The organism is Ensifer sp. EB106-03-01-XG145, from assembly GCF_058792075.1.
In genome coordinates this window covers 141,609-166,667 of sequence record NZ_JBYTEC010000003.1, presented here as the reverse complement: position 1 = coordinate 166,667, position 25,059 = coordinate 141,609, and the positions used below count along the sequence as shown (strand labels likewise).

Genomic DNA, 25,059 nt, shown 5'->3' with positions numbered 1-25,059 from the left:
CAGGAATTGTCCCATGGCGACCCGTACCATTCTTCTTGTCGATGACGACAATGACCTGCGCGAGACATTGGTCGAGCAGCTCTCACTCTATGAAGAGTTCGATCTCATCCAGGAAGCGACCGCCGGCAAGGGCATCCAGACCGCGCGGGCGCAGCAGGTGGACCTCTTGATCATGGATGTCGGCTTGCCCGACATGGATGGCCGCGAGGCGGTGAAGCTTCTGCGCAAGGGCGGCTTCAAGGCGCCGATCATCATGCTGACCGGGCACGACACCGATTCGGATACGATCCTCGGTCTCGAGGCCGGCGCCAACGACTATGTCACGAAGCCGTTCCGCTTCGCCGTGCTGCTTGCCCGTATCCGTGCGCAGTTGCGCCAGCATGAACAGAGCGAGGATGCGACCTTCAGCGTCGGGCCCTATACGTTCAAGCCCAGCCAGAAGCTGCTGACGCTGGAAAACGGCCAGAAGATCCGCCTCACCGAGAAGGAAGCGGCGATCATCCGCTACCTCTACCGCGCCGACCAGAAAGTGGTGACGCGCGACGTGCTGCTCGAAGAGGTCTGGGGCTACAATTCCGGCGTCACGACACACACGCTCGAAACCCACGTCTACCGGCTGCGCCAGAAAATCGAACGGGACCCTTCCAATGCCGAGATTTTGGTGACAGAGAACGGCGGCTACAAGATCGTACCTTAGCCGGGGTGGGGAAGGTGCGAAGCGGTTTGCTGCCCGAATCCTGCTCCATGTCATCTAGACTGATCGTGCGCGATCCGGCTCGCTTGGGGTCGGGCGCGCCGTGATTTCGGGAGGTTAGCCGTTTGGCGCTCAACGACGATATCGTGCTTCTGTCCAACGTCCCGCTGTTTGCCGATATCAGCGAGGACAAGCTGCGGCTGATCGCCTTTGGAGCGGAGCGACGTCGCATCTTCAAGGGGCAGGAACTGTTTCGCGAAGGGGCGCCGGCGGATTGCGCCTTTGCCATTGCGAGCGGCAGCCTGTCCTTGTCGAAAGTCGGCGTCGATGGTTCCGAGGCGACGGTTTCGACGGTCGGCCGCGGGGCGCTGCTGTCGGAACTGGCGCTGATCTCGATGGTCGAACGCAAGTTCACGGCGACCGCCGAGGAAGACAGCGAGGTCATCCGCATCAACCGGCCGCTCTTCCGCCGCATGCTGGAAGAGTACCCGGAAGTGGCAGAGCTCGTCGAAGCCCGCATCCGCGAGAACCTGCAGGCGATGATCCGCCGGGCCGGCGCGCTCGCCGGCCGCTTTGCTTGAAGTAAGTTACGGCTTCCGGCTGCTACCACCGATATTTCAGCGAACCGAGTACCGTGCGGCCCTGGCCGAAATAGCAATAGCCATCGGTGCAGACCTCTTCGCGGCGATCGCCGAGATTGGTGGCGCTGACGGCGAGCGACAGCCCGTTAAGCTCCGGGTTCTTGACGCCGAAGTCGTAGGCGATCGAGGCGTCGAAATAGACGGCACCACCGTTCCTGGCGGTATTGGCATCGGATCTGTAGGAGCTTGATGCCAGGCGCACCCCGCCGCCGAGGCTCAAACCCGCAAGCTGCGTGTCGTCGGGCAGCAGATAGTTCACCCACAGCGATGCGACATGGCGCGGCTTCGTCGACGGCACGTTGCCGATCAGCGACGGGTCGACATTTCCGGTGATTTCGGCGTCGTTGTAGGTGTAGGCGGCGATGAAGCTCAGGCCGTTGTCGAACTCCCGGCGTCCTTCCACCTCGAAACCATTGGTCGTCACTTCGCCTGCCGATTTGTAGTAATAGCCGATGGGAAGCGATGCGTCCGATACGTATTGCGCAGCACCGGTTTCGACGATCCGGTAGTAGGCCGCACTCAGCGAATAGGCCTCGCCTTCCGGCTGGTATTTCACGCCAAGCTCGATCTGCTCGCCGGTCGTCGGATCAAGCACTCTGCCGTCGGCCGAGAGTTCGGTGCGCGGCACGAAGGAGGTGCTGTAGCTCGCATAGGGCGCGATGCCATTGTCGAAGAGATAGAGAAGGCCTGCCTGTCCGGTGAGCTCGCCGTCGTCCTTGCGGTCGACGACGCCGGTGTTCTTGTCGGTGCTCGTCTGGTCGACCCAGTCATAACGAAGGCCGCCGACGGCGCGCCAGTTGCCGAACTCCGCCTGGTCCTGGATGTAGATGCCGGTCTGCCGAAGATCCCGCCCGCTGAAGCTGGTGAGCGCAGGCGTCGGGCCGCTGATCCCAAAGGTGGGGTTGTTGAGGTCGAAGCGATAGGCCGGATCGACGGCGCCGAAGCCGAGGCCGAAGTCGGAGGTGATCCAGGTATAGTCGAGGCCGGTCAGGAGCGTGTGCGAGACTGCGCCGGTGTCGAAGATGGCCTGGAGCTGGTTGTCGATCTGGTAGGCGCGCTGGTCGTCCTTGATGGCGACGGGCGAGCGTTCGAAGACGTCGGGTGCCACCTCGGTCCCGAACTGCAGGTAACGGGCCTTCAGGTCGAGATCGCTGACGCGGCCGTGCTGGCGGAAGGTCAGGCCGTTGTCGAAGTCGTGCTCGAATTTGTAGCCGGCCTGATACTGCCGGACCTTCTGGTAGTCGTAGTCCGGGTCGCTATAGCGCAGCATCCGGCCATCATGTTCGAGCACCCGCGGGCTGGCATCGCTCTCACCCTTCTGCCCGAGTCCATAGACGGTCAGCGACGTGCCCTCGTCGGGCTTCCAGGTAAAGGAGGGCTGCACCAGGTAGCGGTCGTCGGCGACGTCGTAGTTGGTCTCGCCGTTCCTCAGGAGCCCGACGATGCGATAGAGAAAATCGCCATCGGCCGTTGCCGGTCCGCCGACGTCGAAGGCGCCCTGGGTGCGTCCGATCGTGCCATATTGCAGCTCGACCTCGCGGTGCGTCTCCTCCTCAGGCATCTTCGATATGCGATTGACGATGCCGCCGACGCCGGCGGCGCCGTACATGACCGAGACGGGACCCTTGACGATCTCTATTCGTTCGAGGCCGTAGACCTCCGTCGGGAAGGTGCCGTAGTTCATGTAGGGCTGGCGCAGGCCATCGCGGAAGTCGCCGGTCGTCGTCGTCTCGAAGCCGCGGATGTAGATCTGGTCGAAGCGCGGATCGAAGCCGAAGGCGCCGGTGGTGACGCCGGCGGCGTAACGCGTCGCCTGGATCATGTCCTGCACGCCGCGCTCTTCGAGTTCCTTGCGCGTGACCACCGAGACGGAGCGGGGCGTTTCAATCAGCGGCGTATCGGTCTTCAGCGCCGAGACGTTGCGCGTCGGCACGATTGTGTCGTTATCCTCAGCGATCGTCGCGGCTGTCTTGCCGGCCGTCACCTCGATCTTTTCCAGCCGTGTCGTCTTCTGGCTTTCGGCCGACTGCGCGTAGGCCGCAGTCGGCGAAAGGAATACGGCGGCAGTGCTCGCGGCCAGGACAGTGGTCGCGGAGAGCGCGCGGCGCGATGCGCGCGTGAAATGGATTGGCAAGGTCTTTCGCATGTCTGGCCCTCTTGCGGGCGCACGAAAGCCCTCCGGCAAACGCCAGAGCAAAGCGCCCCATATCCGAGCGAGATGAGGAAAAGTGCGTGCGGTTTTCCGCCCGCATCTCGCTCTCATTTCTGAGAATCGATCACGATGATTGTGGGTCGAACGACCCACAATCATCGTGATCTAGTGAAAACGACGGCCGATCTGCCGTCGGAGGCGGTGTCCCCGCCGCCCGAAAAGAGGGATAGTCCGTTTGGAAATGTGCATCAAGAAAAATATGATTATTTTAGTCATGTTTTTATTGATGCAGACATCAAGCGCGCAAGGCGCGTGCCGCCGCTTGGTGAGAAGCGGTTAGATATCGAAATGCGCGATGACGGGCACGTGGTCGGAGGGGCGTTCCCAGCCGCGCGCTTCGCGCAGGATATCGACGTGCTTCAGCGCCGGCGCCAGGTCCGCGGAGGACCAGATGTGGTCGAGCCGGCGGCCGCGGTCGGCCGCTTCCCAGTCCTTCGCCCGGTAGCTCCACCAGGTGTAGAGCTTGGTCGGGGACGGTGTGTGCTGGCGCATCAGGTCGACCCAGCCGCCGCCGTTCATCACCGTCGTCAGGCCTTCGGTTTCGATGGGCGTGTGGCTGACGATCTTCAGGAGCTGCTTGTGCGACCAGACGTCGTCTTCCAGCGGCGCAATGTTGAGGTCGCCGACGAGGATCGAGGAGATGCCAGCCTCGGTTTCCGCATGCAGCAGCTTCATCTCTTCGACGAAATCGAGCTTGTGGCCAAATTTCGGGTTGATGCTGCGGTCCGGCTCGTCGCCGCCTGCCGGGACATAGAAATTGTGCAGGCGGATCTTCTTGCCGCCGGCCTCGAAAACAACCGAGAGGTGGCGGGCATCGCCGACGCCGCAATAGTCGCGGCGGTCGCTGAGCTCATGCAGGGGCAGGCGCGAGATCGTCGCCACGCCGTGATAGCCCTTCTGGCCGTGCATCTCGATATGATTGTAGCCGAGTGCCTTCAGTGGCTTGGACGGGAACTGGTCATTCGGGCACTTGGTTTCCTGCAGGCAGAGGATGTCCGGCTGCCAAGTCTTCAGCAGGTGTTCGACGAGCGGCATGCGCAGGCGAACGGAGTTGATGTTCCAAGTGGCGACGGAAAGGGCCATGCGTCATTCCCTGATCGGCTGGGGCCGGACGCTCGCGAAGGGAAGGCCGGCTCGGGATGGATGTTGACCCGAGCTTTAAGCAGGTCCGGCGCGCCGGGACAAGGAATGCATGAAGAAGGCCGCACTAAACCGCGCGTCTTGTGGGCGCGTATAGGTTCGTAGCGTTTGGATCGCTCAGCCGCCCCGCTTGTTACGGACCTCGTCGTAGGGGATCTGGAAGACCTTGTCGTCCAGCGCCATCCCGGTCTGGACATTGAAGATCATGACCGATGTGTCCTTCTTCTGCGCATCGGTGATCGTCCACTGGCGCAGATCATAGGTCTTCGGGTCGAACATCATGGTGATGGTCGAATCGCCGAAGATCGAGCGGTCGCCAAGCACGATGGTGATGAGGTCGGACTCTTCCTTGACGTCGCGCACCATCTTGCCGGTCAGGTCGATCTTCTCGCTGAGCAGCAGATTGAGCGGTGTCTTCGACAGCGGATAGATGTCCCAGGTCTTGAGCTTCATATTGCCGATGACCACCGACTTGCCGTCGGCAATGACACGCATCGGCGAGGGGGCCTCGTAGTTGAAGCGGATGCGGCCGGGGCGGCGGATGTAGAACTTGCCGCCGGTCTGCTCGCCGCGCGGGCCGAACTGCACGAACTCGCCGGCCATCGTCTTTACCGAGGAGAAGTGATCGGCGATCTTCTGGGCGGCCCTCGGCGCCTGGGCGAAGGCCTCAGCGATGTCGAGACCGGTGCCGCCGATGCCGGCGAATGCCGCAAGCCCGCACACGAAGAGGCGGCGCGAAATTACCGGGTGGTTGCGCTCGCCGTTCTTGGTCTCTGTCATCTCAGTCTCCTTCATTTACGGATCATCTGGAGCGCAAGTGCGGCGCCTTCAAGGCGCTACTTTCGAGCTTTAAGGCTCGCGCTCTCACATGACCGTTACCAGTTCGGCCCCGCAATCCGGTGCGGGATTGCCGTGTTGATCTATCGGCGTAAGTCCGGACGAAAAACGCCCCGAGATCCTGCCGAAATTGCTTTATTCCTCGGTCGGAACCAGTATTTCGCGTTTTCCGGCGTGGTTCGCCGGGCCGATGATGCCTTCCTGCTCCATGCGCTCGATCAGCGAGGCGGCACGATTGTAACCGATCCCGAGGCGCCGTTGAACGTAGGATGTGGATGCCTTGCCGTCACGCAGGACGACGGCGACCGCCTGGTCGTAAGGGTCGTCCGAATCGGCGAGGTTGGAGGTACCGGCAGGGCCGCCGCCTTCGCCATCCTCGTCGTCATCCTCGGTGATCGCGTCGAGATATTGCGGCACGCCCTGGGTCTTGAGATAGGCGACGACCTCTTCGACCTCGGTGTCGGAGACGAAGGGACCGTGGACGCGCTGGATGCGACCGCCACCGGCCATGTAGAGCATGTCGCCCATGCCGAGCAGCTGTTCGGCACCCTGTTCGCCAAGGATCGTACGGCTGTCGATTTTCGAGGTGACCTGGAACGAGATGCGGGTCGGGAAGTTGGCCTTGATCGTGCCGGTGATGACGTCGACCGAGGGGCGCTGCGTTGCCATGATGACATGGATGCCGGCGGCGCGCGCCATCTGGGCGAGACGCTGCACCGCGCCTTCGATGTCCTTGCCGGCGACCATCATCAGGTCGGCCATTTCGTCGATGATGACGACAATGTAGGGCAGCGGCGTGAGATCGAATTCCTCGGTCTCGTACATGGCTTCGCCCGTCTGGCGGTCGAAGCCGGTCTGCACCGTGCGGGTGATCTGCTCGCCCTTGGCAAGCGCCTGCTCGACGCGGCTGTTGAAGCCGTCGATGTTGCGCACGCCGATTTTCGACATCTTCTTGTAGCGCTCTTCCATCTCGCGCACCGTCCACTTCAGCGCGACCACCGCCTTCTTCGGGTCAGTGACGACGGGCGAAAGCAGGTGCGGAATGCCGTCATAGACGGAGAGTTCGAGCATCTTCGGGTCGATCATGATCAGGCGGCACTGATCCGGGCGCAGGCGATAGAGCAGCGACAGGATCATGGTGTTGATCGCGACCGATTTACCCGAACCGGTGGTGCCGGCAACGAGCAGATGCGGCATCTTGGCGAGATCGGCGACCACGGGTTCGCCGCCGATCGTCTTGCCGAGCGCCATGGCAAGGCGCGCCTTGGAGGTCTCGAAGTCACGCGAGCCGATGAGCTCGCGCAGGTAGACGGTCTCGCGCCGCTGGTTCGGCAGTTCGATGCCGATGGCGTTGCGGCCGGGAACGACGGCGACGCGGGCAGCGATCGCGCTCATCGAGCGGGCGATGTCATCGGCAAGGCCGATGACGCGGGACGACTTGATGCCGGGTGCCGGTTCCAGTTCATAGAGGGTTACGACCGGGCCGGGGCGGACGTGGATGATCTCGCCCTTGACGCCGAAGTCCTCAAGCACACCCTCGAGCATGCGGGCATTCTGTTCGAGCGCGTCCGGTGAGAGCGATGCATCGCGGCCGACGTTCTTCGGTTCCGCAAGGAAATGCATCGGAGGCAGCGTGAAGTCGCCATCGTCCTCGACGAAGGAGCGTTGGGCTTCGCGCTCGATCCGCTGACCGGTCTTCGGACGCGGAGCCGGCGTTGCCACGCGCGAGCCCGACTTCAGCAGACCCTGCTTCGGCGGCGCTGCCCGCGGCGCCCAGTCGGCTGCCGGATCGTCGTCTTCGTCGTCGGGCAGGATGCCCGCAGGGCGACGCTCGTCGATGTCGAAGGGCATGTCGTCGTCCTCGTCATCGGCCATGATTGGCGGCGGCGTGACGATGCGGCGTTCGGAGCGATCGAGCGAGGGTTCGATGCGGTCACCGGCGGCCATCGGCTTCGGCCGAACCGGCTCGTTCAGCGTGCCGAACTCGTCGTTGTTGAAATCGTAAGGCTCGTCATACTGGCGCTTGGGCGAACTGCGCGTGCCGCTCATGCCGAAAATGCGGCGCACGCGTGCGTGCATGGTGTAGCGCATATGGGCGAAGGAGCCCATCAGCAGGGTGAAGGGGCCCTCGCTGTCGTCCTCGTCCAGCTCGTCGCGAACGGTGCGCGCCTTGCTCGGCGTCGGCTCGACAACCTCTTCGTCTTCCTCTTCATCGCTGACACCGATGAGGCCGGCGCTGTAGATCAGGCACCAGGCGGCCGGTGCGGCGAAGATGCAGGCGAGTACGGTTGCGAGCGTGCCGGTCGGGAAGGCGCCGGTGAAGAGTGCCGGGAAGCGGAGAATCATATCGCCGAAGACGCCGCCGAGGCCGTTGGGCAGCGGCCAGGTGATTGGGGCGGGGACGCAGCTCAGCGCCGCGCCGGCAAGCACGGAGCCGATGAACCAGACGCCAAGGCGCTTGAAGGTCTTGTCGAAGCGCTTGCCGCTGATCAGCACGAGCGCCCAGGCGACAGCCGGCAGAAGGGCGACGACGCTGGCAAGGCCGAAGAACTGCATGAAGATATCGGCAAAGGCCGCACCCGGATAACCAAGCACGTTGGTCGGTGCTTCCGATGTGGCGTAGGAGAAGCTCGGGTCGGCGACGTTCCATGTCGATAGCGCCGCGACGGCCAGCGCCAATGCGCCGAACAGCGCAAAGCCCGCCAGCGACGCGATCTGTCTCCAAACGAAGGTGGTTAGCACGAACCGGTTGGAACGGCTGTCAAGCGTTGCCGGATTGCTTCTGCTCATGTTGCCTGCTGCCCGTCTCGATCTCTAGGGCGCATTGCGCGCCATGGAATCAACCTAAGCGGAGTACGGTTAATGCGACATTAACCATGCGTAGTTGCCGCTAAAATAGCGGTGGTTGACCTGAAGATCGGCATGAAAAAGGCCCGGACCTTTCGATCCGGGCCAAGGGCGATCCGCGACGGATCGCGACGGGACTATGAGCGGCGCCAGATTCGACGCTGCAATCCGCTTAGATGTGGTAGGCGGCTTCGCCGTGGGACGAGAGGTCGAGGCCTTCGCGCTCGGCTTCGACGGAGACACGCAGGCCGACGATCGCGTCCACGATCTTGAAGATGATGAGCGAACCGATGCCGGACCAGACGACGGTGACGAGTACGCCCTTGAGCTGCGCCAGGACCTGGGTTGCCACGCCGGGATAGCCCGCCGCGAAATCCGCGGTCGAGTAGTCGACGATGCCGGCACCGCCGAGCGCCGGATTGACAAGAATGCCCGTGGCGATCGCGCCGAGGATGCCGCCGACGCCATGAACGCCGAAGACGTCAAGGCTGTCGTCGTAGTTGAACTTGTTCTTCACGACGTCGACGAAGAAGTAGCAGACGGGGGAGACGATGAGACCGAGCACAATCGCGCCCATCGGGCCGGCAAAGCCGGCGGCCGGCGTGATCGCGACGAGACCGGCGACGGCACCGGAGGCCGCACCAAGCATCGAAGCCTTGCTGCGGACGAGCGTTTCGACGACCGCCCAGGAGATGATGGCAGCGGCAGTTGCGAGGAATGTATTGATCATCGCGAGGCCGGCATAGGCGTTGGCTTCAAGGTTGGAGCCGGCGTTGAAGCCGAACCAGCCGACCCAGAGCAGCGATGCGCCGACCATCGTGAGCGTCATCGAATGCGGTGCCATGATTTCCCTCTTATAGCCCGTACGCTTGCCGAGCAGAATGGCGCCGACGAGGCCGGCAATACCGGCATTGATGTGGACCACGGTACCGCCGGCAAAGTCGATAGCGCCGAAGGAGAAAATCAGGCCGGTCGGAGCCGTGTAGGCGCTCGGGCCGCCCCAGAACCAGACCATGTGGGCGATCGGGAAGTAGACGAAGGTGACCCAGAGAATGACGAACAGGACGACGGCCGAAAACCGGATGCGCTCGGCAAAGGCGCCGACGATCAGCGCCGGCGTGATGCAGGCGAAGGTCATCTGGAACACCACGAAGACGTATTCGGGGATGAACACGCCCTTGGAGAAGCTCTCGGCGAGCGTTGTCGTATCAACGCCGGCAAGGAACATCTTCGAAAAGCCGCCGACGAACGGGTTGAGCGATCCGCCGTCAGTGAAGGCCAGCGAGTAGCCGTAGGTGACCCAGATAATCATGACGATCGCGGTGATCATCAGTACCTGCATCAGAACCGACAGCATGTTCTTGGCGCGCACCAGGCCGCCGTAGAAGAGCGCAAGGCCCGGAACGGTCATGAGGAGCACGAGGATGGTGGACAAGAGCATCCAAGTGGTATCGCCCTTGTCGGGAACCGGGACGGCGGCAACAGCCTCCGTTGCAGCCGGGGCTGTTTCCTGTGCGAAGGCGACAACCGGCGCAAGCAAGGCGGCCGTCAGCGCGCCGAGGCGTCCAAGAGAGGTGGAAAGTTTCGTAGATGACATCGAGTAGTGCTCCCTGAACGGCGTGATTTACAACGCTTCTGAATCGGTTTCGCCGGTGCGGATGCGCACGGCATGGTCAATGGCGTAGACGAAGATCTTGCCGTCGCCGATCTGGCCGGTCTTGGCGGCTGCGGCGATCGCTTCCACCGCCATGTCGACGAGCTCCGAGGGAACGGCGATTTCGATCTTCAGTTTCGGCAGGAAGCTGACGGCATATTCGGTGCCGCGGTAGATTTCGGTGTGTCCCTTCTGGCGGCCGTAGCCTTTGACTTCGGTCACGGTCAGGCCCTGGATGCCGACAGCAGTGAGGGCTTCGCGAACCTCATCGAGCTTGAACGGCTTGATAATGGCCATCACAATTTTCATCTGGTTTCATCCTTGTTCGCCTCCGGAGGAGGCCATCTCTCCTTGCTGCGGAGCGCCAGTGCGCCGTGCAACCGGACTATGACATTCAAGGGGCGTGCCAGATTCGGATGCCTGTTCTAAGCCTATGAAAAACAATGGGAAAAACGGACGCCGCAGCGACAATGCTGCGGCGCATCAAAAAATCGTCAATTTATAAGATTAAAAAATAGGCAGATTGAAAAAACTGCCCGTTTTCTATTCAGTTGCCTTTTTCCGGATCAGCCCTTCCTGGGCGACGGAGGCGATCAGCACGCCGGAACGCGTAAAAAGGCTGCCTCTGGTCATCCCGCGGGCACCATGTGCACTCGGACTGTCCTGGGTATAGAGCAGCCAGTCGTCCATCTTGCAGGGGCGGTGGAACCACATGGCGTGATCGAGGCTCGCGACCTGCAGGTTCCGATCGAAGACCGAGGTGCCGTGCGCATAGAGCGAGGTGTCGAGCAGGGTCATGTCGGAGAGATAGGCAAGGATGGCCGCCTGGATGTGGCGCTCGTCCGGGACCGTGCCGACCGCCTTGACCCAGACGTCCTGGATCGGCTTGCCGTCGTTACGGGTGAAATAGTGGTGCAGCGAGGCCGGGCGGATCTCGATCGGTCGCGGCCGCTCCCAGTAGCGCCGGATCGCTTCCGGCGCATGCACGAGGAATTTCTCCTTCAGCTCCTGTTCGCCCGGCAGGGTTTCCGGCATGGGGAGTTTCGGCATTTCGATCTGGTGGTCGAAACCGTCCTCGTCGTACTGGAAAGAGGCGGACATCGAGAAGATCGCCTTGCCGTGCTGGATGGCGACGACGCGCCTTGTGGCGAAGCTCGAACCGTCGCGGATACGGTCGACCTCGTAGATGATCGGCACGGATGGATCGCCCGGCCGCATGAAATAGGCATGCAGCGAATGGACGAAGCGGCCCGCGTCGACGGTGCGCTGGGCCGCCACCAGTGCTTGGCCGATGACCTGGCCGCCGAAGACGCGTTGCCAGCCGACCTGCGGGCTCAAGCCGCGGAACAGGTTTTCCTCCAGCTTCTCGAGATCGAGAATGGCGAGCAGCGCATCCATGGGCGTGGTGGTCTCGGTGGGGCGCGACATTTCGGCTGTCTCCGATGGTAGGAACGTCGATGGCATTGATCTATATAGACATAAAACGATGCTCAAGTGCGACGGAGAAAGCCGATGCTCGATGTCTTGATTGCCGGTGGCGGCTATGTCGGCCTTTCGCTCGCCTTATCCCTGAAAAAGGCGGCGCCGCATCTCAGCGTCATGGTGATCGACGGCGCGCCGGAAGGCGCCTGGAAGAAGGACCAGCGCGCCTCGGCGGTTGCGTCGGCTGCCGAACGCATGCTCGACGTGCTTGGCGTCTGGGATCAGATCGTGCCGGAGGCGGAGCCGATCCGCCGCATGGTGATTACCGATTCGAAGGCGGCCGATCCGGTGCGCCCTGTGTTTCTGACCTTCGATGGCGACGGCGGCGATGGCCGGCCCTTCGCCCATATGGTGCCGAACACGGCAATGGTCGGTGCGCTGCGCGGAGCGTGCGAGGACCTTGGCGTCGTCAATCGTCAGTCGACGATGGTCGAAACCTTTAAAAGCGGGGACCATGCGGTCGCCGTCACGCTCGCCGGCGGCGAACAACTGGAAGCGCGCCTGCTCGTCGCCTGTGACGGCGTACGCTCCAAGCTGCGCGATGCTGCCGGCATCAAGACGGTCGAATTCGACTACGGCCAGTCCGGCATCGTCACGACGGTCGAACACGAACGGCCGCACGAAGGCACGGCGGAGGAGCATTTCCTGCCGGCCGGTCCGTTTGCGACCCTGCCGCTCAAGAACAACCGCTCGTCGCTGGTCTGGACCGAGCGCACCGAGGACGCCGAACGCCTGGTCGCCGGCGACGATTTCCTGTTCGAGGAAGAGTTGGAGCGCCGCTTCGGCCACAAGCTCGGGCACCTGAAGGTGGTCGGCGGACGGCGGGCCTTTCCGCTGGGGCTGACGCTTGCGCGCGATTTTGTCAAACCACGTTTCGCGCTTGCCGGGGACGCGGCCCACGGCATTCATCCGATCTCGGGGCAGGGGCTCAATCTCGGCTTCAAGGACGTGGCAGCGTTGGCGGAAACGATCGTCGAGGCGGATCGCCTCGGGCTCGACATCGGCTCGCTCGCCGTGCTCGAGCGCTACCAGAGCTGGCGGCGCTTCGACACCTTCCGCATGGGGGTGACGACCGACGTGCTCAACCGGCTGTTTTCCAACGATATCACGCCGGTTCGCATCGCCCGCGACTTCGGCCTCGGTCTGGTCGACCGGCTGCCGTCTCTCAAGAATTTCTTCATTCGCCAGGCGGCCGGGATTGCCGGCGAGGCGGATCCGCGGCTCTTGTCGGGCGAGCCGATCTGAACATCGACCTGAGGATTGCCCCTCACCCTAGCCCTCTCCCCGCAAGCGGGGCGAGGGGACTCGGTCGAATGCGTGGCACTGTCTTGATGTCGAAGAGAAGAGGTTGGCGCCGAGTGCGCCACGAGGTTCCTTCTCCCCGCCTGCGGGGAGAAGGTGGCCGGCAGGCCGGATGAGGGGCAACTACCTCTCAACGAGGTGGCGGCCGCGCCCTCAATCCTCGATCTTGCGGGCTTCCGAGACCAGCATGATCGGCACGCCGTCGCGTATCGGATAGGCGAGGCGGGCCTTTTCCGAGATAAGTTCGTTGGCTTCGGCGTGGTAACTCAGCCGCCCCTTGGTCAGCGGGCAGACGAGCAGTTCAAGCAGTTTCGGATCGACCTTGCTGGCGTTGATATCCATTATCCGTCGCTCACTGCAGGATGCTGTCCATATCGCCGAAGTCGCGCGCGAGCACGATCTCGGTGATGGCGATCAGGGTTTCCGCGCGTGTCTTGAGATCGGGCGCTTCGAGCAGCGCCTGTTTTTCTGCCGGGCCGTAGGGCGACATCATCGCCATGGAATTGACCAGGGTGCGGTTGCTCGCCCGTTCGACGCTTTCCCAATCGGCCTTGAGCTTGTTGGCTTCGAGATAGGCCTTGAAGGCGGCAAGCAGAGCTGCCCGGTCGACGAGAGTTTCATCGTCACGGTTTTCGAGATCGGCGGCAAAGGGGCCGATGCGGAAACGGCGGTAACCGCGCGTCGCTGAAACTTCCGAAAACAGCCGGTAGCGGCAGACGCCGGTGAGCGAGGTGATGTAGCGGCCATCGCCGGTCTCGGCGAAGGAGGTGATGCGGCCGATGCAGCCGACCTCGCAGAGCGCCTGCATCGGGCCGGTGGCAGTCTCGCTGCGGCCTTCGCAGAAGGAGGGCTGCACGATGCCGATCAGGCGGTTGCCGGAGAGCGCGTCATCGAGCATGGCAAGGTAGCGCGGTTCGAAGATGTTGAGCGGAAGCTGGGCGCCGGGAAGCAGCAGGGCACCGGTCAGCGGAAACACCGGAATGATCTCCGGCAAGTCCTTCGGACCGAGATAGCGTGCATTTCCGACGTGCATTTTCCGATAGACCTTGCAGATGTCCGCTCTTGCCCCGCCAAGGAAGCGTGGTCAACCAGACCAAAAGATGGTGCATTCCTTGAAAATCTCAAGGGACGAGCACACCGATCTTCATGGGTGAATGTGGATCGTGATCAGACGCACTTACGAAAAAGGGGCGCAAACAGCGCCCCTCCTCGAAAAAAATGCCTGACGGCTCAGGAGAACAGGATCGACGAGAGCTTGCGCCGTGCGGCGATCGTTGCCGGATCCTTCGGTCCCCAGACCTCGAAGAAGGAGAGCAACTCGCGCCGCGCGCCGTCGTCGTCGAAAGTTCGATCGCGCTTCATGACCGTCAGCAGGTGATCGGCCGCAGCCGTCCGGTCGCCTTCGACATTGCGGATCTTGGCGAGCAGCACGCGCGCCTCATGATCATCGGGATTTGCGGCAAGGCGCCGCTCGAACTCGTTGGGATCGCCGAGCTTGCGGGCTTCCTCGATCTGGTCGAGCTTCTTGCCGATGGCCGCAATGCCTGCGTCCTTGGCAAGGTCTTCCGGCAGCCCGGAGAGCGCTTCGCGGGCTTCGGCGACCTGGCCGAGCGCGATCATGCAATCGACCATGCCGGCGATCGCCACGACGTTTTCGGGGTCGGCCTGAAGCACGGCGCCGTAGAGGCCGGCGGCGTTCTGGGCGTCACCGGCGTCGAGCAGCGCCTTGGCATCGGCGAGAACCGCTTCGATCTCGGCCTTGCTGTCGTCGACGGCCGGACCGGCGATCTTTTCGATGAATTGCTTGATCTGGCTTTCCGGCACCGCGCCCATGAAGCCATCGACCGGACGCCCGCCGACGAAGGCGATGACGGCGGGGATCGACTGGATGCCGAGCTGTCCGGCGATCGAGGGATGATCGTCGATGTTCATCTTCACGAGTTTGACGCGGCCTGCGGCTTCCGTGACCACCTTTTCGATGACGGGGGTCAGCTGCTTGCAGGGGCCGCACCAGGGCGCCCAGAAATCGACGAGAACCGGCTGCTGCCTGGAGGCGTCGAGCACGTCCTTGGTGAAGTTGGCAGTGGTGGTTTCCTTGATCAGGTCACCGTCCGACGCGGCCGCCGGCGCCGGCTGACCGAAAGAGGCCGAAGCCGTCATCTGAGTGCCGAAAGACCCTGCATAGGGATTGTCGCTGCCCGTCATTCTTCTCTCCTCGCCGGCTCGTCTGCCAGCTTACTGCATTCGCGCCAAAGATCGTATGTCAGGCCGTGACTTTCAAGACAAGCGGTTCGTGTCCGGTCGCTTCCATGAAGCGCAGCAGATCGCTGGATGCGATCGAGGTCGTCGCGTCATTGGAGAGCGGATGGCAGTTGACGACGTCGAACTTCATCAGCTCCTCGTCGAGGATCATCTTGACGTTGCCCTCGGTGTCATTGATCGCGCCGAAGGCGGTCACGGCACCTGGAATGACGCCCAGATATTCCATCAGCTTCTCCGGCTTGCCGAAGGACACCTTGCTTGCCGCACCGATCACCTGGTGAACGGTCTTCAGGTCCACCGTCGCGTGTTCCTCGACGGTGAGCAGGAAATAGTTGTCCTTCTTGTCCTTCACGAAAAGGTTTTTCGTGTGGCCGCCAGGGATCTCGTCACGCAGCGCCACCGATTCGGCGACGGTGAACACCGGCTCGTGGCTCTTGGTTTTATGCTCGATCCCAAGTCCGTCGAGAAAATGAAAGAGGTCTTCGGCGGTCTTCGGCTGTGATTCACTCATGATTCTCATCCCTTGGGCATTCGTTTCGCCTCTGCTTTAGGGGAGAAGCCGGTGGCCGCGCAATCTCACAGGCGGCGGCAGCGGCCGAAAACGCGGCATTTCCGGGCTTCGCGAGGGGTCTCCAAAAAAATATTCGATTTCTCGTCATTTCCCTGTTGCATTCCAAAATCGCTTAGGCCATATACCGCCCGTCGCCGCAAGACAGCGACGCCACGGTCCACCGACTACCCCCGGACCGCGGTTTATGAGCGGGTGTAGCTCAGGGGTAGAGCACAACCTTGCCAAGGTTGGGGTCGGGCGTTCGAATCGCCTCACCCGCTCCAATTTCTCCCAACCACTTCATTTCACTGTTATTTTGGAAATGAACGGCATCCGCCGTCAGGCGCCGGATGCTTCGCCATGCGAGCACCTGTGGCGATCGGACAGCACGACGGTCCTTTGGAACGTTCGCCGTCCCTCCCCTTGTCGCTAGAGATCGTCGACGCCCGCGCGCCACTCAGCTCTTCATGAAGACGTAGTCCGTTTCCTGCCGACGGATCTCGCCGGGGCGAAGCACTGCATTCGGGAAGCCGGCATGGTTGATGGCGTCCGGCCAGATTTGGGTTTCCAGGCAGAAGCCGGCAAATGGGCCGTAGCGGCGTCCCTCGAGGCCGGGCACGGGGATGTCGAGCTTTGCGCCGGTATAGAGCTGCACACCAGGCTCGGTCGTCAGCACTTCGAGCGTGACGCCGGAATTGATGCTGCGGGCAAGCGCCACCGAATGTTTCGCCATGGGCTCGTTCGAAAGGCAGAAATTGTGGTCGTAGCTGATGCGTTCACCTTCGGTCTGGCGACGCATCGACGTCATTTCGCGGAGATCGAAGGCGGTGCCCTCGACCGCACGGATCTCGCCCGTCGGCACCTGGCGTTCGTTGGTCGGCAGGTAGTGGTCGGCGGCGATCATGATGTCGTGTCCGAGCGCGTCGACAGTGCCGTCGAGATTGAAGTAGCTGTGCTGGCAGACATTGGCGAGCGTCGGCCGGTCGGTCTCGCTCTCGTAGACGACGCTCAAGACGCCGCCGGGCTTCAGCGCGTAGGTGCAAGTGACCTTGCAGTTGCCGGGATAGCCGGCGCGTCCATCCGGATCGGTAATGGTGAGCGTCACGCTATCAGGCGTCTGGCGGACGATCGTCCAGTTGCGCTTGCCGATATTGTCGCTGCCGCCGTGCAGGTGGGTGACACCCTTCTCGTTCAGTTCGAGCTGGTAGGTCTCACCGTCGAGCGTGAAGCGCCCGTCGGCGATCCGGTTGGCGCAGCGCCCCGGTGTCGCGCCGAGATAGGGCGAATGGGCGAGATAGCTTTCGAGATCGGCGAAACCGAGCACCAATGGCGGCTCATGGCCTTCCAGGCGCAGGTCCTGGATCACCGAGCCCCAGGTCAAGACATGGGCGGTGAGGCCGCCACCGGAGAGCACCATACGATGGACCGGCTCGCCGGACGGCAGATGGCCGAAGATTTCCGTGTTCTGATGCATGTTCACCGCTGGCTCCCTCTTCGCGACCGCAGCAACCTGCGTCATTTCCAAAGGCACGGCAACCGGAAAATCATACTAAATGGGGCCCTGCTTCGTCTCTGGCCTGAGGGCAAAAACGTCTAGCTATTCAAGGTGCTACAGCGACCTCTCTGCGGTCATGTCAGCGCGATAGCTGCTTGGTGGCATCCTGCAGGCCGGCGAGCGTCAAAGGGAACATCCGCCCCTCGAACAGGCTCTTCACCATGCCGATCGACTGGGTGTAGCCCCAGTGCTGTTCGGGCACGGGATTGATCCAGATCGAACGCGGAAAATGCGCTGTCATGCGCGAAAGCCAGAGTGCGCCTGCCTCGTCGTTCCAATGTTCGACCGAGCCGCCGGGATGGCTGATCTCATAGGGGCTCATCGACGCGTCGCCGACGAAGATGGCGCGATAGTCGCCGCCATAGGTGCGCAGCACTTCGGTGGTGCGGGTGATGTCGACGCGGCGGCGACGATTGTCCTTCCACAGACCCTCATAGACACAGTTGTGGAAATAGAAATGCTCCATATGGCGGAACTCGCCGCGGGCGGCTGAAAACAGTTCCTCGACGATGCGGATGTGATCGTCCATCGAGCCGCCGATATCGAAGAACATCAGCAGCTTGACCGCATTGCGGCGTTCGGGCCGCGTCACCACGTCGAGATAGCCGTGCTCGGCGGTGGCACGGATCGTGCCGGAAAGGTCGAGTTCGTCAGCCGCCCCCTGGCGCACCCAGCGCCTGAGCCTTTTCAGCGCCACCTTGATGTTGCGGGTGCCGAGTTCGACCGTGTCGTCATAATCCCTGAACTCGCGCCGGTCCCAGACCTTGACGGCGCGGCGGTGGCGCGACTGGTCCTGGCCGATCCTGACCCCTTCGGGATTGTAGCCATAGGCGCCGAAGGGGGAGGTGCCGGCGGTGCCGATCCATTTCGAGCCGCCCTGATGCCGGCCTTGCTGCTCCCGAAGCCGTTGGCGCAGGGTCTCCATCAGCTTGTCGAAGCCCCCGAGGGATTCGATCAGGCGCTTTTCTTCCTCGGTCAGGTGTTTTTCGGCGAGCTTGCGCAGCCAGTCCTCGGGGATGACGGCCTCTTCGCCCGTCTCCATGGGATTGACCGCCTCGAGCCCGGAGAAGCAGTGCTGGAACACCCGGTCGAAGCGGTCGATATGGCGCTCGTCCTTCACCAGCGCCGTGCGCGCCAGGAAGTAGAAGGCTTCGACATCGAATGTGGCGATGCCCGCCTCCATCCCCTCGATCAGCGACAGGAATTCCCGGAGCGTCACCGGAACTTTCGCCGCTTTGAGTTCGAGGAAGAAGGGGATGAACATCGGTCAGTCCTGGCTTTCTCCGGTGCCGATCTCTGCGAGATCATAGGGCGTCGTCTGGTACATCTCGTTGATCCAGTTGCCGAAGAAGAGGTGCGCATGGCTGCGCCAGCGGTTCTGCGGCGGCAGGGTCGAATCGTTGTGCGGGAAATAGTCGTGCGGCATCTTGATCGGCACGCCTGCGTCCACGTCGCGAAAATATTCGTCCGACAGCGAGGTCGAATCATACTCCACGTGGTTGAACATGTAGAGCCGGTTGCCCTTTTTCTCGTGCACGAGGCAGACGCCCATCTCCTTCGATTCCATCAGGATTTCGAGGCTGGGCACCTTGTCGATGTCGGCACGCCTGACCTCGGTCCAACGCGAGACGGGGACGGCGAAGTCGTCGGAGAAGCCGTTGAGATAGACCGACGAGCGATTGAGGTTCTGGTGGCGGTAGACGCCAAAGGCCTTCTCGTTCAGCGGATACTTCGGCACGTCGTGGAAATGGTAGATCGCCGCCATCGCCCCCCAGCAGACATTGAGCGTCGAATGCACGTTGGTCTCCGTCCAATCGAGGATGCGCTTCAATTCGTCCCAATAGGTGACGTCCTCGTATTCGAGCGTCTCGACCGGCGCGCCGGTGATGATGAAGCCGTCGAACTTGCGGCCCTTCACCTCGTCCCAGGTCTCGTAGAAAGAAAGCAGGTGATCTTCCGAGGTGTTCTTCGCCCGGTGGGCGCCGATGCGTACCAGCGACAATTCCACCTGCAGCGGCGAGGCGCCGATCAGGCGCGCCATCTGGATCTCGGTCTTGATCTTGTTCGGCATGAGGTTCAGGAGCCCGATCTGGAGCGGGCGGATATCCTGACGGATCGCCACGGTCTCGGTCATCACCCGCACACCCTCATGCACGAGGGTTTCGAAAGCGGGCAGCGTATCGGGAATCTTGATGGGCATGGGCTTCCACTCGATCAATACAAAAAAACCGGCGGCGATTGATCGCGACCGGTCCTCGGAAATCCAACTTTCCTCGGCCCTTTAGCGACTTGTTTAACGTGGCTGCAAGCCGGCCGGCCAAATCACCACGAGGAATTTGATAGCGCGACTGGGGCGCGGGGGTCAAGAAAAACGATTCGGGCGGTCGGGCGGCCCCTCATCCCGCTGCCGCGACCTTCTCCCCGCAGGCGGGGAGAAGGGAGCTTGTGGCACCCGCTCGCGCCTCCCAGGGGCCGATCATTTCCGTTCCAGAAAGAAGCCCGGACATCATTGTCTCGCGGCGACCGTCGCCATTTCCGTCCCCTCTCCCCGGCTGCGGGGAGAGGGCTAGGGTGAGGGGCAACTTCCGTGCGTGTGAAGATAATCTAGGCCGTCCTGCATGCCGTATCCGAGCCGACGGCTAGCCTCGTCTAAGCCGAGCCAGAAGAAGCGAAAGCGGATCGGCGCACCACCGCCAAAGGGCGTCATTTCATGGTGCAGCCAGGTTTTCTGTTGCTCGCCGGCAAGGGCGACATGAAAATAGTGCCGGCGATGGCAGATGGTCTGGCCTTCCTTCCGGAAGGAGTAGTCCTTCGTGACGAGATGGGTGAGGGCCCGCGATGGCGTCAGCCCGGTCTCTTCCACGAATTCCCGCAAGGCGGCAGCTTCAGGGCTTTCGCCCGGCTCCATCGTGCCGCCGGGTACCTGCAACTCGATTTCGGGAAAGTCCGGCTCGTCGAAGACCAGCAGGTGGTCCTGCCAGGTGGCGTAGATCAGGACCTTGTGGGCGTCCGGCCTCATCCGTCGCGGCGCGCCATGAAGGCCAGGCGCTCGAAGAGATGCACGTCCTGCTCGTTCTTCAACAGCGCCCCGTGCAGCTTCGGCAGCATGGTCTTGGCGTCGACGCGGAGGTCGGCCGGATCGACCTCGTCGGCGACAAGCAGGCGGATCCAGTCGAGCGCTTCGGAGGTGGACGGCTTCTTCTTGAGGCCCGGCACCTGGCGGATGTCGTAGAAGGCGGCAAGGGCCGCAGATAGCAGCGTTTTGCGGATGCCGGGATAGTGCACCTCGACGATGCGCGCGAGCGTTTCGGCATCGGGGAAGCGGATATAGTGGAAGAAGCAGCGACGCAGGAAGGCGTCCGGCAGTTCCTTCTCGTTGTTGGAGGTGATGATGACGATCGGCCGGTGACGGGCGCCGATCATCTCGCCGGTCTCGTAGACATGGAATTCCATGCGGTCGAGTTCCTGCAAGAGGTCGTTCGGAAACTCGATGTCGGCCTTGTCGATCTCGTCGATCAGAAGCACCACGCGACGGTCGGCCTCGAAGGCCTGCCAGAGCTTGCCCTTGCGGATATAGTTCCTGACCTCGTTGACGCGCTCGTCGCCGAGTTGGCTGTCGCGCAGGCGCGACACGGCATCATACTCGTAAAGGCCCTGCTGCGCCTTGGTCGTCGACTTGACGCTCCATTCGATCAGATCGAGGCCAAGGGCAGCGGCAATCTGGCGGGCAAGCTCGGTCTTGCCGGTGCCGGGTTCACCCTTGACGAGCAGCGGCCGCTCCAGCCGGATCGCAGCATTGACGGCGATCATCAGGTCCTTGTCGGCGATGTAATCTGCGGTGCCTTCGAATTGCATAATCGTCTTCCGGTTCAGCATAGGTCTAGCAGGCGGTGTCCATGGACTATCGCATATTGGCCAAAATCGGAATCGATTTGAGAAGAGATGGCGTGAGCAGAAAAGCTCGGTCTCAGCCGCGGAGGGCGGTGACTTCGATCTCGATCAGCATTTCCGGGCGGATCAGATCGCAGACGATCATGGTTGCGGCCGGACGGATCTCGCCGAAGACTTCGCCGAAGATCGGGAACACCCGGTCGGCGAAGCTGGCATCGGTGACGTAGTAGTGATTGCGCACCACGTCTTTAAGCGAGAAGCCCGCTTCCTTCAGTGCGCCCTCGATCGTCTTCAGGCAATTGCGCGCCTGCTCTTCCACCGTTTCGGGCATGGTCATGGTGGCATAGTCGTAGCCGGTCGTGCCGGAGACGAAGCACCAGTCGCCCATCGCGACGGCACGCGAATAGCCTGCCGTCTTTTCGAAGGGCGAACCCGAAGAGATGAGCTTGCGCGCCATGTCTCGCTTTAAGCCCAGGGGCGCGAGGCGCCGACCGTCTTCTCGAAGCTGTCGATCGCGGTTGCCTTTTCCAGCGTCAGGCCGATATCGTCGAGGCCGTTCAGCAGGCAGTGGCGCTTGAAGGCATCGACCTCGAACTTGACCGAGCCGCCGTCCGGGCCGGTGATTTCCTGGGATTCCAGGTCGACCGAGAGGATGGCGTTGGAGCCGCGCGAAGCGTCGTCCATCAGCTTGTCGAGGTCGGCCTGGCTGACGACGATCGGCAGAATGCCGTTCTTAAAACAGTTGTTGTAGAAGATGTCGGCAAAGGACGTGGAGATCACGCAGCGGATGCCGAAGTCGAGCAGCGCCCAGGGGGCATGCTCGCGCGAGGAGCCGCAGCCGAAGTTGTCGCCGGCAACCAGGATCTTGGCGTTCTGGTAGGCGGGTTTGTTGAGCACGAAGTCCGGGTTGACCGAGCCATCCTCATTGTAGCGGGCTTCGGCGAAAAGACCCTTGCCTAGGCCGGTGCGCTTGATCGTCTTCAGGTAATCCTTCGGAATGATCATGTCCGTGTCGATGTTGACGACGGGGAGGGGGGCGGCGACACCGGTGAGCTTGACGAATTTTTCCATAACTTCAGGCCTTCGATTTCAGAAGAATGTTGCGCTAGCGTTTAGATGAGTTTTGCGCCGAAATGAAGGAAAATCTATCCAAACACGCTTCGCCGGGCGGGTGAAAATGCCCGCCCGGTGAAAGCTTCGCCCGGATTTCGATTGTCGGGAAGCCTCAGCCTGCCTTCACCGGGCTGTTCATGGCCCAGAGAACGCCGAAGGGATCGCGGAGCTGGCCGTAGCGGTCGCCCCAGAACATCACCTCGATCGGCATCACCACCTCGGCGCCGGCGGCAACGGCGCGGTCCCACCAGGCATCGATGTCCTCGACGGTGAGCGTCAAGGTAAAGGCCTGCGGCTTTTCCAGCGGATGGCCATATTCCGGATAGGCATCCGCCAGCATCAGCGAGCTGCCGTTGACGTAGAGATGGATGTGCATCGTCCGGCCCTGCTCGTCGAGCGGATGCCGGTTGACCTCCTTGGCGCCGAAGGCGCGCTGGTAGAATTCGGATGCCTTGGCGGCGCCATCGACCTGAAGATAGGGCAGAAGCCCGTTCAGGACCGGTGCCGGCTGCTTCGTTTCGGTTTGCTGCGTCTCAGTGTCCATGTCGTTCTCCATCCTGTTCGAAGAGCCAGGACCGTGCTGGCCTGCCTCAAGGACGGACATGGAGCGATCGATCCGACACGGGGATGGAAAAATTTCGCAGCCGGCTGAATGGCAGCTCTCGAGAAACAGCAAAAGGCTTCGAGCCGATTACGGATCGGCCCGATTGCGGATCACTACGATCGCCGGGATCAGAGGTCGATGATCGTGCCGCGACCGTCGTTCCAGATGCGCATCTCGCGCTGGCTGTGGGCGGCAGCGGCGGCGGCCGGACGGGCGGTGGCGCGGGCCGGCCTGAGGTTCAGCCGGGCGGCAATCGCGCTGCCGATCACGACGACGGCGGCGATGCCGGCCAGTGCCAGCGCCAGCGAGGCGGTCAGAACGAAGGCCGCAAACGTGATGGTCAGGGCTGCGGCCGTGAAGAGAACAGAGCGAATGCTTTGCATAATCGTCACCTTTCTGATGGCGATGTGGGGGCTCCTCCCCGCACTTGCAAGAGGCGGCTTTGCGAAAGGGGTGCGGCGGTTCGCCTCGTCTTGCGGAACGAGGCAAAGGCGGGCACAACTGAAACATGAGCAAATCGATCGAACATCACCCGGTGCGCCTGCGTCGCTCGGTGCTATCGGTGCCGGCCGACAATGCCCGCGCGCTTGCCAAGGTCGCTGAACTCGCGACCGATGCCGCGATCTTCGATCTCGAGGATGCGGTTGCGCCTGAGCGCAAGATGGAAGCACGCGAGGCGCTGGTTCGGCATCTGACGACGAACCGGCCGGATTGTGAGATCGTCATCCGCATCAATGCGCTCGGTTCCGGCTTTGGCCAGGACGATCTCGCCGCGGTGCTTGCGGCGAAGCCCGACGCCATTCTTCTGCCGAAGGTCGAAAGCCCGGCGGATATCCAGGCGGCGGCCGACTGGCTGGCCGAAAACGATGCGCCGGAGACGCTGCGTCTCTGGGCGATGATCGAGACGCCGCGCGGTGTCATCAACGCGCCTCTTATCGCCGAGACCGGCCGCACCTTCGGCGGCCGGCTCGATTGTTTCGTCGTTGGTCTCAACGACCTGCGCAAGGACACCGGCGTTCCGGATCGCCCCGGCCGTCCCTATCTGATCCCCTGGCTGATGCAGATCCTGCTGGCGGCGCGCGGCGGCGGGCTCGACGTCATCGACGCCGTGTTCAACGATTTTCGCGACGCTGATGGATTCGACGAGGAATGCCGGCAGGGCCGCGACATGGGCTATGACGGCAAGATGCTGATCCACCCGGCCCAGATCGGCCCGGCGAACGAACGTTTCGGCGTCGAGCAGATCGCCGTCGACGAGGCGCGCGCGATCATCGCTGCCTTTGCGCTCTCGGAAAACGCCGGCAAGGGCGTCATCAATCTCAACGGACGGATGGTCGAGCGGCTGCACCTCGATCAGGCCGTGATGCTCGCCGCCAAGGCGGATCTCATCGAAAAACGAAAGACAAGATCTTGAAACTCTATCGCTTCCTGACCGGTCCCGACGACGCTTCCTTCTGTCACAAGGTGACGGCAGCGCTGAACCAGGGCTGGAGCCTGCACGGCTCGCCCACCTATGCCTTCAATGCCGATACGCAGCACATGCAGTGCGGCCAGGCGGTGTTCAAGGAGGTCGAGGGCAAGGATTACACCCCGGATATCAAGCTGTCGGAACAGTAGTCGAGGCTGTTTGCCGTCGTGCAAGTTTGCCCCTCACCCTAACCCTCTCCCCGCAGGCGGGGCGAGGGGACGCGGTTGATGCTCGCAATCGGCGTGTGAGGCCTGTTTTCTGGTATCGGTTAACCCGTGCTCCGATTGGGATGCGAACGGTACCGCGAGTCTCCTTCGCCCCGCTTGCGGGGAGAAGGTGCCGGCAGGCGGATGAGGGGCAGATAAAACGGGTTAGCCGCCGACGTGCTCGACGCTGGCTTCGATCCGCTCCATGTCGTCGTCGGAAAGGCCGAAGTGATGGCCGATCTCATGGATCAGGACATGGGTGATGATGTCACCCAGCGTCTCCTCGTTCTCAGCCCAATAGTCGATGATCGGGCGGCGATAGAGGGTGATGCGGTTTGGAAACTGGCCGGTTTCCATGGTGAAGCGCTCGCTGATGCCACGGCCCTCGAAAAGGCCCAGCAGATCGAAAGGCGTTTCCAGTGCCATGTCCTCGAAAATGTCGTCGCTCGGGAAGTCGGCAACTTCGATGATGAGGTCGGTCGTCAGCTGGCGGAATTCCTGCGGCAGGTGGCCGTAGGCTTCCAGTGCGAGCTGTTCAAAAGTGGTAAGCGTCGGTGCGTGGCGTTCCCGCCAATCATCGGTCTGGTCAATGCGGGCCATA

26 protein-coding genes, 1 tRNA gene and 1 riboswitch are annotated in these 25,059 nt (G+C 62.4%); of the genes, 6 read left to right on the top strand and 21 right to left on the bottom strand.

The annotated features are described in order from the left end of the window. The first annotated feature begins 13 nt into the window (after positions 1–13). Together AC3WWH_RS11410 and AC3WWH_RS11405 are read left to right on the top strand one after the other, a co-directional pair. Positions 14–697, top strand: a complete 684-nt coding sequence (locus tag AC3WWH_RS11410) for a response regulator transcription factor (protein ID WP_034802783.1) — start codon at positions 14–16, stop codon at positions 695–697. Between the two features lie 122 nt (positions 698–819). Next, on the top strand, positions 820–1,275 hold the full coding sequence (locus AC3WWH_RS11405; protein WP_057254930.1) for a cyclic nucleotide-binding domain-containing protein: 456 nt from the start codon (positions 820–822) through the stop codon (positions 1,273–1,275). 22 nt (positions 1,276–1,297) lie between these two features. Here AC3WWH_RS11405 and AC3WWH_RS11400 read toward each other — a convergent pair whose 3' ends face one another. The 7 genes from AC3WWH_RS11400 to tesB all read right to left on the bottom strand — a co-directional run bounded on the left by AC3WWH_RS11400 (position 1,298) and on the right by tesB (position 11,453). Beyond that, positions 1,298–3,481: a TonB-dependent siderophore receptor gene (locus AC3WWH_RS11400; protein WP_058321692.1), complete on the bottom strand. Its 2,184-nt coding sequence runs from the start codon at positions 3,479–3,481 to the stop codon at positions 1,298–1,300. Positions 3,482–3,823: 342 nt separating this feature from the next. Next, positions 3,824–4,630: an exodeoxyribonuclease III gene (locus AC3WWH_RS11395; RefSeq protein ID WP_058321693.1), complete on the bottom strand. Its 807-nt coding sequence runs from the start codon at positions 4,628–4,630 to the stop codon at positions 3,824–3,826. 174 nt (positions 4,631–4,804) lie between these two features. Then, complete coding sequence (locus tag AC3WWH_RS11390; RefSeq protein WP_057254933.1) at positions 4,805–5,467, bottom strand: outer membrane lipoprotein carrier protein LolA; 663 nt, start codon at positions 5,465–5,467, stop codon at positions 4,805–4,807. Between the two features lie 192 nt (positions 5,468–5,659). After that, positions 5,660–8,314 (bottom strand): FtsK/SpoIIIE family DNA translocase, encoded by a 2,655-nt coding sequence (locus AC3WWH_RS11385; protein ID WP_057254934.1) that lies wholly within the window; start codon positions 8,312–8,314, stop codon positions 5,660–5,662. Positions 8,315–8,543: 229 nt separating this feature from the next. Continuing rightward, complete coding sequence (locus AC3WWH_RS11380; RefSeq protein WP_058321694.1) at positions 8,544–9,968, bottom strand: ammonium transporter; 1,425 nt, start codon at positions 9,966–9,968, stop codon at positions 8,544–8,546. Between the two features lie 27 nt (positions 9,969–9,995). After that, complete coding sequence (locus tag AC3WWH_RS11375; RefSeq protein ID WP_057254936.1) at positions 9,996–10,334, bottom strand: P-II family nitrogen regulator; 339 nt, start codon at positions 10,332–10,334, stop codon at positions 9,996–9,998. Positions 10,335–10,568: 234 nt separating this feature from the next. Next, positions 10,569–11,453: an acyl-CoA thioesterase II gene (gene tesB, locus AC3WWH_RS11370; RefSeq protein ID WP_058321695.1), complete on the bottom strand. Its 885-nt coding sequence runs from the start codon at positions 11,451–11,453 to the stop codon at positions 10,569–10,571. A gap of 84 nt (positions 11,454–11,537) precedes the next feature. On the opposite strand from tesB, the gene AC3WWH_RS11365 reads away from it, so the two are divergent. After that, the gene (locus AC3WWH_RS11365) at positions 11,538–12,752 is read left to right on the top strand and encodes a ubiquinone biosynthesis hydroxylase (RefSeq protein ID WP_058321696.1); all 1,215 of its coding nucleotides are present in this window, start codon (positions 11,538–11,540) and stop codon (positions 12,750–12,752) included. A 210-nt stretch (positions 12,753–12,962) separates the two neighbouring features. On the opposite strand, the gene AC3WWH_RS11360 is transcribed toward AC3WWH_RS11365, so the two are convergent. From AC3WWH_RS11360 to AC3WWH_RS11345, 4 genes are all read right to left on the bottom strand, one after another. After that, the gene (locus AC3WWH_RS11360; protein ID WP_057254939.1) at positions 12,963–13,151 is read right to left on the bottom strand and encodes a Trm112 family protein; all 189 of its coding nucleotides are present in this window, start codon (positions 13,149–13,151) and stop codon (positions 12,963–12,965) included. 10 nt (positions 13,152–13,161) lie between these two features. Further along, positions 13,162–13,842 (bottom strand): LON peptidase substrate-binding domain-containing protein, encoded by a 681-nt coding sequence (locus AC3WWH_RS11355; protein WP_057254940.1) that lies wholly within the window; start codon positions 13,840–13,842, stop codon positions 13,162–13,164. Between the two features lie 197 nt (positions 13,843–14,039). After that, positions 14,040–15,014 (bottom strand): thioredoxin, encoded by a 975-nt coding sequence (gene trxA, locus AC3WWH_RS11350; RefSeq protein WP_057254941.1) that lies wholly within the window; start codon positions 15,012–15,014, stop codon positions 14,040–14,042. 58 nt (positions 15,015–15,072) lie between these two features. Then, positions 15,073–15,582, bottom strand: coding sequence for a prolyl-tRNA synthetase associated domain-containing protein (locus tag AC3WWH_RS11345; protein ID WP_082616175.1), 510 nt, complete (start codon positions 15,580–15,582; stop codon positions 15,073–15,075). A gap of 248 nt (positions 15,583–15,830) precedes the next feature. Here AC3WWH_RS11345 and AC3WWH_RS11340 point away from each other — a divergent pair. After that, positions 15,831–15,905: transfer RNA gene (locus tag AC3WWH_RS11340), tRNA-Gly, on the top strand. 173 nt (positions 15,906–16,078) lie between these two features. Here AC3WWH_RS11340 and AC3WWH_RS11335 read toward each other — a convergent pair. The 9 genes from AC3WWH_RS11335 to AC3WWH_RS11295 form a co-directional block, all read right to left on the bottom strand. Further along, positions 16,079–17,095: an aldose epimerase family protein gene (locus AC3WWH_RS11335; RefSeq protein ID WP_058321697.1), complete on the bottom strand. Its 1,017-nt coding sequence runs from the start codon at positions 17,093–17,095 to the stop codon at positions 16,079–16,081. 160 nt (positions 17,096–17,255) lie between these two features. Beyond that, on the bottom strand, positions 17,256–18,440 hold the full coding sequence (locus tag AC3WWH_RS11330; RefSeq protein ID WP_057254944.1) for a vWA domain-containing protein: 1,185 nt from the start codon (positions 18,438–18,440) through the stop codon (positions 17,256–17,258). Between the two features lie 3 nt (positions 18,441–18,443). Further along, complete coding sequence (gene metA, locus AC3WWH_RS11325; protein ID WP_057254945.1) at positions 18,444–19,376, bottom strand: homoserine O-acetyltransferase MetA; 933 nt, start codon at positions 19,374–19,376, stop codon at positions 18,444–18,446. A gap of 61 nt (positions 19,377–19,437) precedes the next feature. Further along, a riboswitch (SAM riboswitch) is annotated at positions 19,438–19,515 on the bottom strand. Between the two features lie 227 nt (positions 19,516–19,742). Next, on the bottom strand, positions 19,743–20,195 hold the full coding sequence (locus AC3WWH_RS11320; RefSeq protein WP_058321699.1) for an NUDIX hydrolase: 453 nt from the start codon (positions 20,193–20,195) through the stop codon (positions 19,743–19,745). After that, on the bottom strand, positions 20,192–21,031 hold the full coding sequence (locus tag AC3WWH_RS11315; RefSeq protein WP_057254947.1) for an AAA family ATPase: 840 nt from the start codon (positions 21,029–21,031) through the stop codon (positions 20,192–20,194). The genes AC3WWH_RS11320 and AC3WWH_RS11315 overlap by 4 nt, the downstream gene beginning before the upstream one ends. A gap of 112 nt (positions 21,032–21,143) precedes the next feature. Beyond that, positions 21,144–21,524 carry a RidA family protein gene (locus tag AC3WWH_RS11310; protein WP_057254948.1) on the bottom strand — a complete coding sequence of 127 codons (381 nt, stop codon included), beginning with the start codon at positions 21,522–21,524 and terminating at the stop codon, positions 21,144–21,146. An 8-nt stretch (positions 21,525–21,532) separates the two neighbouring features. Continuing rightward, positions 21,533–22,138 (bottom strand): 3-isopropylmalate dehydratase small subunit, encoded by a 606-nt coding sequence (leuD, locus tag AC3WWH_RS11305; protein ID WP_057254949.1) that lies wholly within the window; start codon positions 22,136–22,138, stop codon positions 21,533–21,535. A 154-nt stretch (positions 22,139–22,292) separates the two neighbouring features. After that, positions 22,293–22,724 (bottom strand): VOC family protein, encoded by a 432-nt coding sequence (locus AC3WWH_RS11300; protein ID WP_057254950.1) that lies wholly within the window; start codon positions 22,722–22,724, stop codon positions 22,293–22,295. A 188-nt stretch (positions 22,725–22,912) separates the two neighbouring features. Further along, on the bottom strand, positions 22,913–23,167 hold the full coding sequence (locus AC3WWH_RS11295) for a hypothetical protein (RefSeq protein WP_058321700.1): 255 nt from the start codon (positions 23,165–23,167) through the stop codon (positions 22,913–22,915). A gap of 125 nt (positions 23,168–23,292) precedes the next feature. Between AC3WWH_RS11295 and AC3WWH_RS11290 the strand changes: the two genes are divergently transcribed. Both AC3WWH_RS11290 and AC3WWH_RS11285 read left to right on the top strand, forming a co-directional pair. Next, positions 23,293–24,198, top strand: a complete 906-nt coding sequence (locus AC3WWH_RS11290; RefSeq protein ID WP_057254952.1) for an HpcH/HpaI aldolase/citrate lyase family protein — start codon at positions 23,293–23,295, stop codon at positions 24,196–24,198. Then, positions 24,195–24,401 (top strand): DUF1737 domain-containing protein, encoded by a 207-nt coding sequence (locus AC3WWH_RS11285; protein ID WP_057254953.1) that lies wholly within the window; start codon positions 24,195–24,197, stop codon positions 24,399–24,401. The genes AC3WWH_RS11290 and AC3WWH_RS11285 overlap by 4 nt, the downstream gene beginning before the upstream one ends. Positions 24,402–24,623: 222 nt before the next feature. Here the strand turns inward: AC3WWH_RS11285 and AC3WWH_RS11280 are convergent, their stop codons facing one another. Next, positions 24,624–25,058 carry a metallopeptidase family protein gene (locus AC3WWH_RS11280; protein ID WP_057254954.1) on the bottom strand — a complete coding sequence of 145 codons (435 nt, stop codon included), beginning with the start codon at positions 25,056–25,058 and terminating at the stop codon, positions 24,624–24,626. Position 25,059: the final 1 nt, after the last annotated feature.

What these genes read in the sequence shown, in the direction of transcription:
- AC3WWH_RS11290 (WP_057254952.1), top strand. Translation starts at nt 23,293, where the DNA reads ATGAGCAAATCGATCGAACATCACCCGGTGCGCCTGCGTCGCTCGGTG.
- tesB (WP_058321695.1), bottom strand. Translation starts at nt 11,453, where the DNA reads ATGTCGCGCCCCACCGAGACCACCACGCCCATGGATGCGCTGCTCGCC.
- AC3WWH_RS11365 (WP_058321696.1), top strand. Translation starts at nt 11,538, where the DNA reads ATGCTCGATGTCTTGATTGCCGGTGGCGGCTATGTCGGCCTTTCGCTC.
- AC3WWH_RS11375 (WP_057254936.1), bottom strand. Translation starts at nt 10,334, where the DNA reads ATGAAAATTGTGATGGCCATTATCAAGCCGTTCAAGCTCGATGAGGTT.
- AC3WWH_RS11385 (WP_057254934.1), bottom strand. Translation starts at nt 8,314, where the DNA reads ATGAGCAGAAGCAATCCGGCAACGCTTGACAGCCGTTCCAACCGGTTC.
- AC3WWH_RS11315 (WP_057254947.1), bottom strand. Translation starts at nt 21,031, where the DNA reads ATGCAATTCGAAGGCACCGCAGATTACATCGCCGACAAGGACCTGATG.
- trxA (WP_057254941.1), bottom strand. Translation starts at nt 15,014, where the DNA reads ATGACGGGCAGCGACAATCCCTATGCAGGGTCTTTCGGCACTCAGATG.
- AC3WWH_RS11320 (WP_058321699.1), bottom strand. Translation starts at nt 20,195, where the DNA reads ATGAGGCCGGACGCCCACAAGGTCCTGATCTACGCCACCTGGCAGGAC.
- leuD (WP_057254949.1), bottom strand. Translation starts at nt 22,138, where the DNA reads ATGGAAAAATTCGTCAAGCTCACCGGTGTCGCCGCCCCCCTCCCCGTC.
- AC3WWH_RS11390 (WP_057254933.1), bottom strand. Translation starts at nt 5,467, where the DNA reads ATGACAGAGACCAAGAACGGCGAGCGCAACCACCCGGTAATTTCGCGC.
- AC3WWH_RS11355 (WP_057254940.1), bottom strand. Translation starts at nt 13,842, where the DNA reads ATGCACGTCGGAAATGCACGCTATCTCGGTCCGAAGGACTTGCCGGAG.
- AC3WWH_RS11295 (WP_058321700.1), bottom strand. Translation starts at nt 23,167, where the DNA reads ATGCAAAGCATTCGCTCTGTTCTCTTCACGGCCGCAGCCCTGACCATC.
- AC3WWH_RS11330 (WP_057254944.1), bottom strand. Translation starts at nt 18,440, where the DNA reads ATGTTCATCCCCTTCTTCCTCGAACTCAAAGCGGCGAAAGTTCCGGTG.
- AC3WWH_RS11360 (WP_057254939.1), bottom strand. Translation starts at nt 13,151, where the DNA reads ATGGATATCAACGCCAGCAAGGTCGATCCGAAACTGCTTGAACTGCTC.
- AC3WWH_RS11380 (WP_058321694.1), bottom strand. Translation starts at nt 9,968, where the DNA reads ATGTCATCTACGAAACTTTCCACCTCTCTTGGACGCCTCGGCGCGCTG.
- AC3WWH_RS11400 (WP_058321692.1), bottom strand. Translation starts at nt 3,481, where the DNA reads ATGCGAAAGACCTTGCCAATCCATTTCACGCGCGCATCGCGCCGCGCG.
- AC3WWH_RS11395 (WP_058321693.1), bottom strand. Translation starts at nt 4,630, where the DNA reads ATGGCCCTTTCCGTCGCCACTTGGAACATCAACTCCGTTCGCCTGCGC.
- AC3WWH_RS11335 (WP_058321697.1), bottom strand. Translation starts at nt 17,095, where the DNA reads ATGCATCAGAACACGGAAATCTTCGGCCATCTGCCGTCCGGCGAGCCG.
- AC3WWH_RS11410 (WP_034802783.1), top strand. Translation starts at nt 14, where the DNA reads ATGGCGACCCGTACCATTCTTCTTGTCGATGACGACAATGACCTGCGC.
- AC3WWH_RS11280 (WP_057254954.1), bottom strand. Translation starts at nt 25,058, where the DNA reads ATGGCCCGCATTGACCAGACCGATGATTGGCGGGAACGCCACGCACCG.
- metA (WP_057254945.1), bottom strand. Translation starts at nt 19,376, where the DNA reads ATGCCCATCAAGATTCCCGATACGCTGCCCGCTTTCGAAACCCTCGTG.
- AC3WWH_RS11310 (WP_057254948.1), bottom strand. Translation starts at nt 21,524, where the DNA reads ATGGCGCGCAAGCTCATCTCTTCGGGTTCGCCCTTCGAAAAGACGGCA.
- AC3WWH_RS11345 (WP_082616175.1), bottom strand. Translation starts at nt 15,582, where the DNA reads ATGAGTGAATCACAGCCGAAGACCGCCGAAGACCTCTTTCATTTTCTC.
- AC3WWH_RS11300 (WP_057254950.1), bottom strand. Translation starts at nt 22,724, where the DNA reads ATGGACACTGAGACGCAGCAAACCGAAACGAAGCAGCCGGCACCGGTC.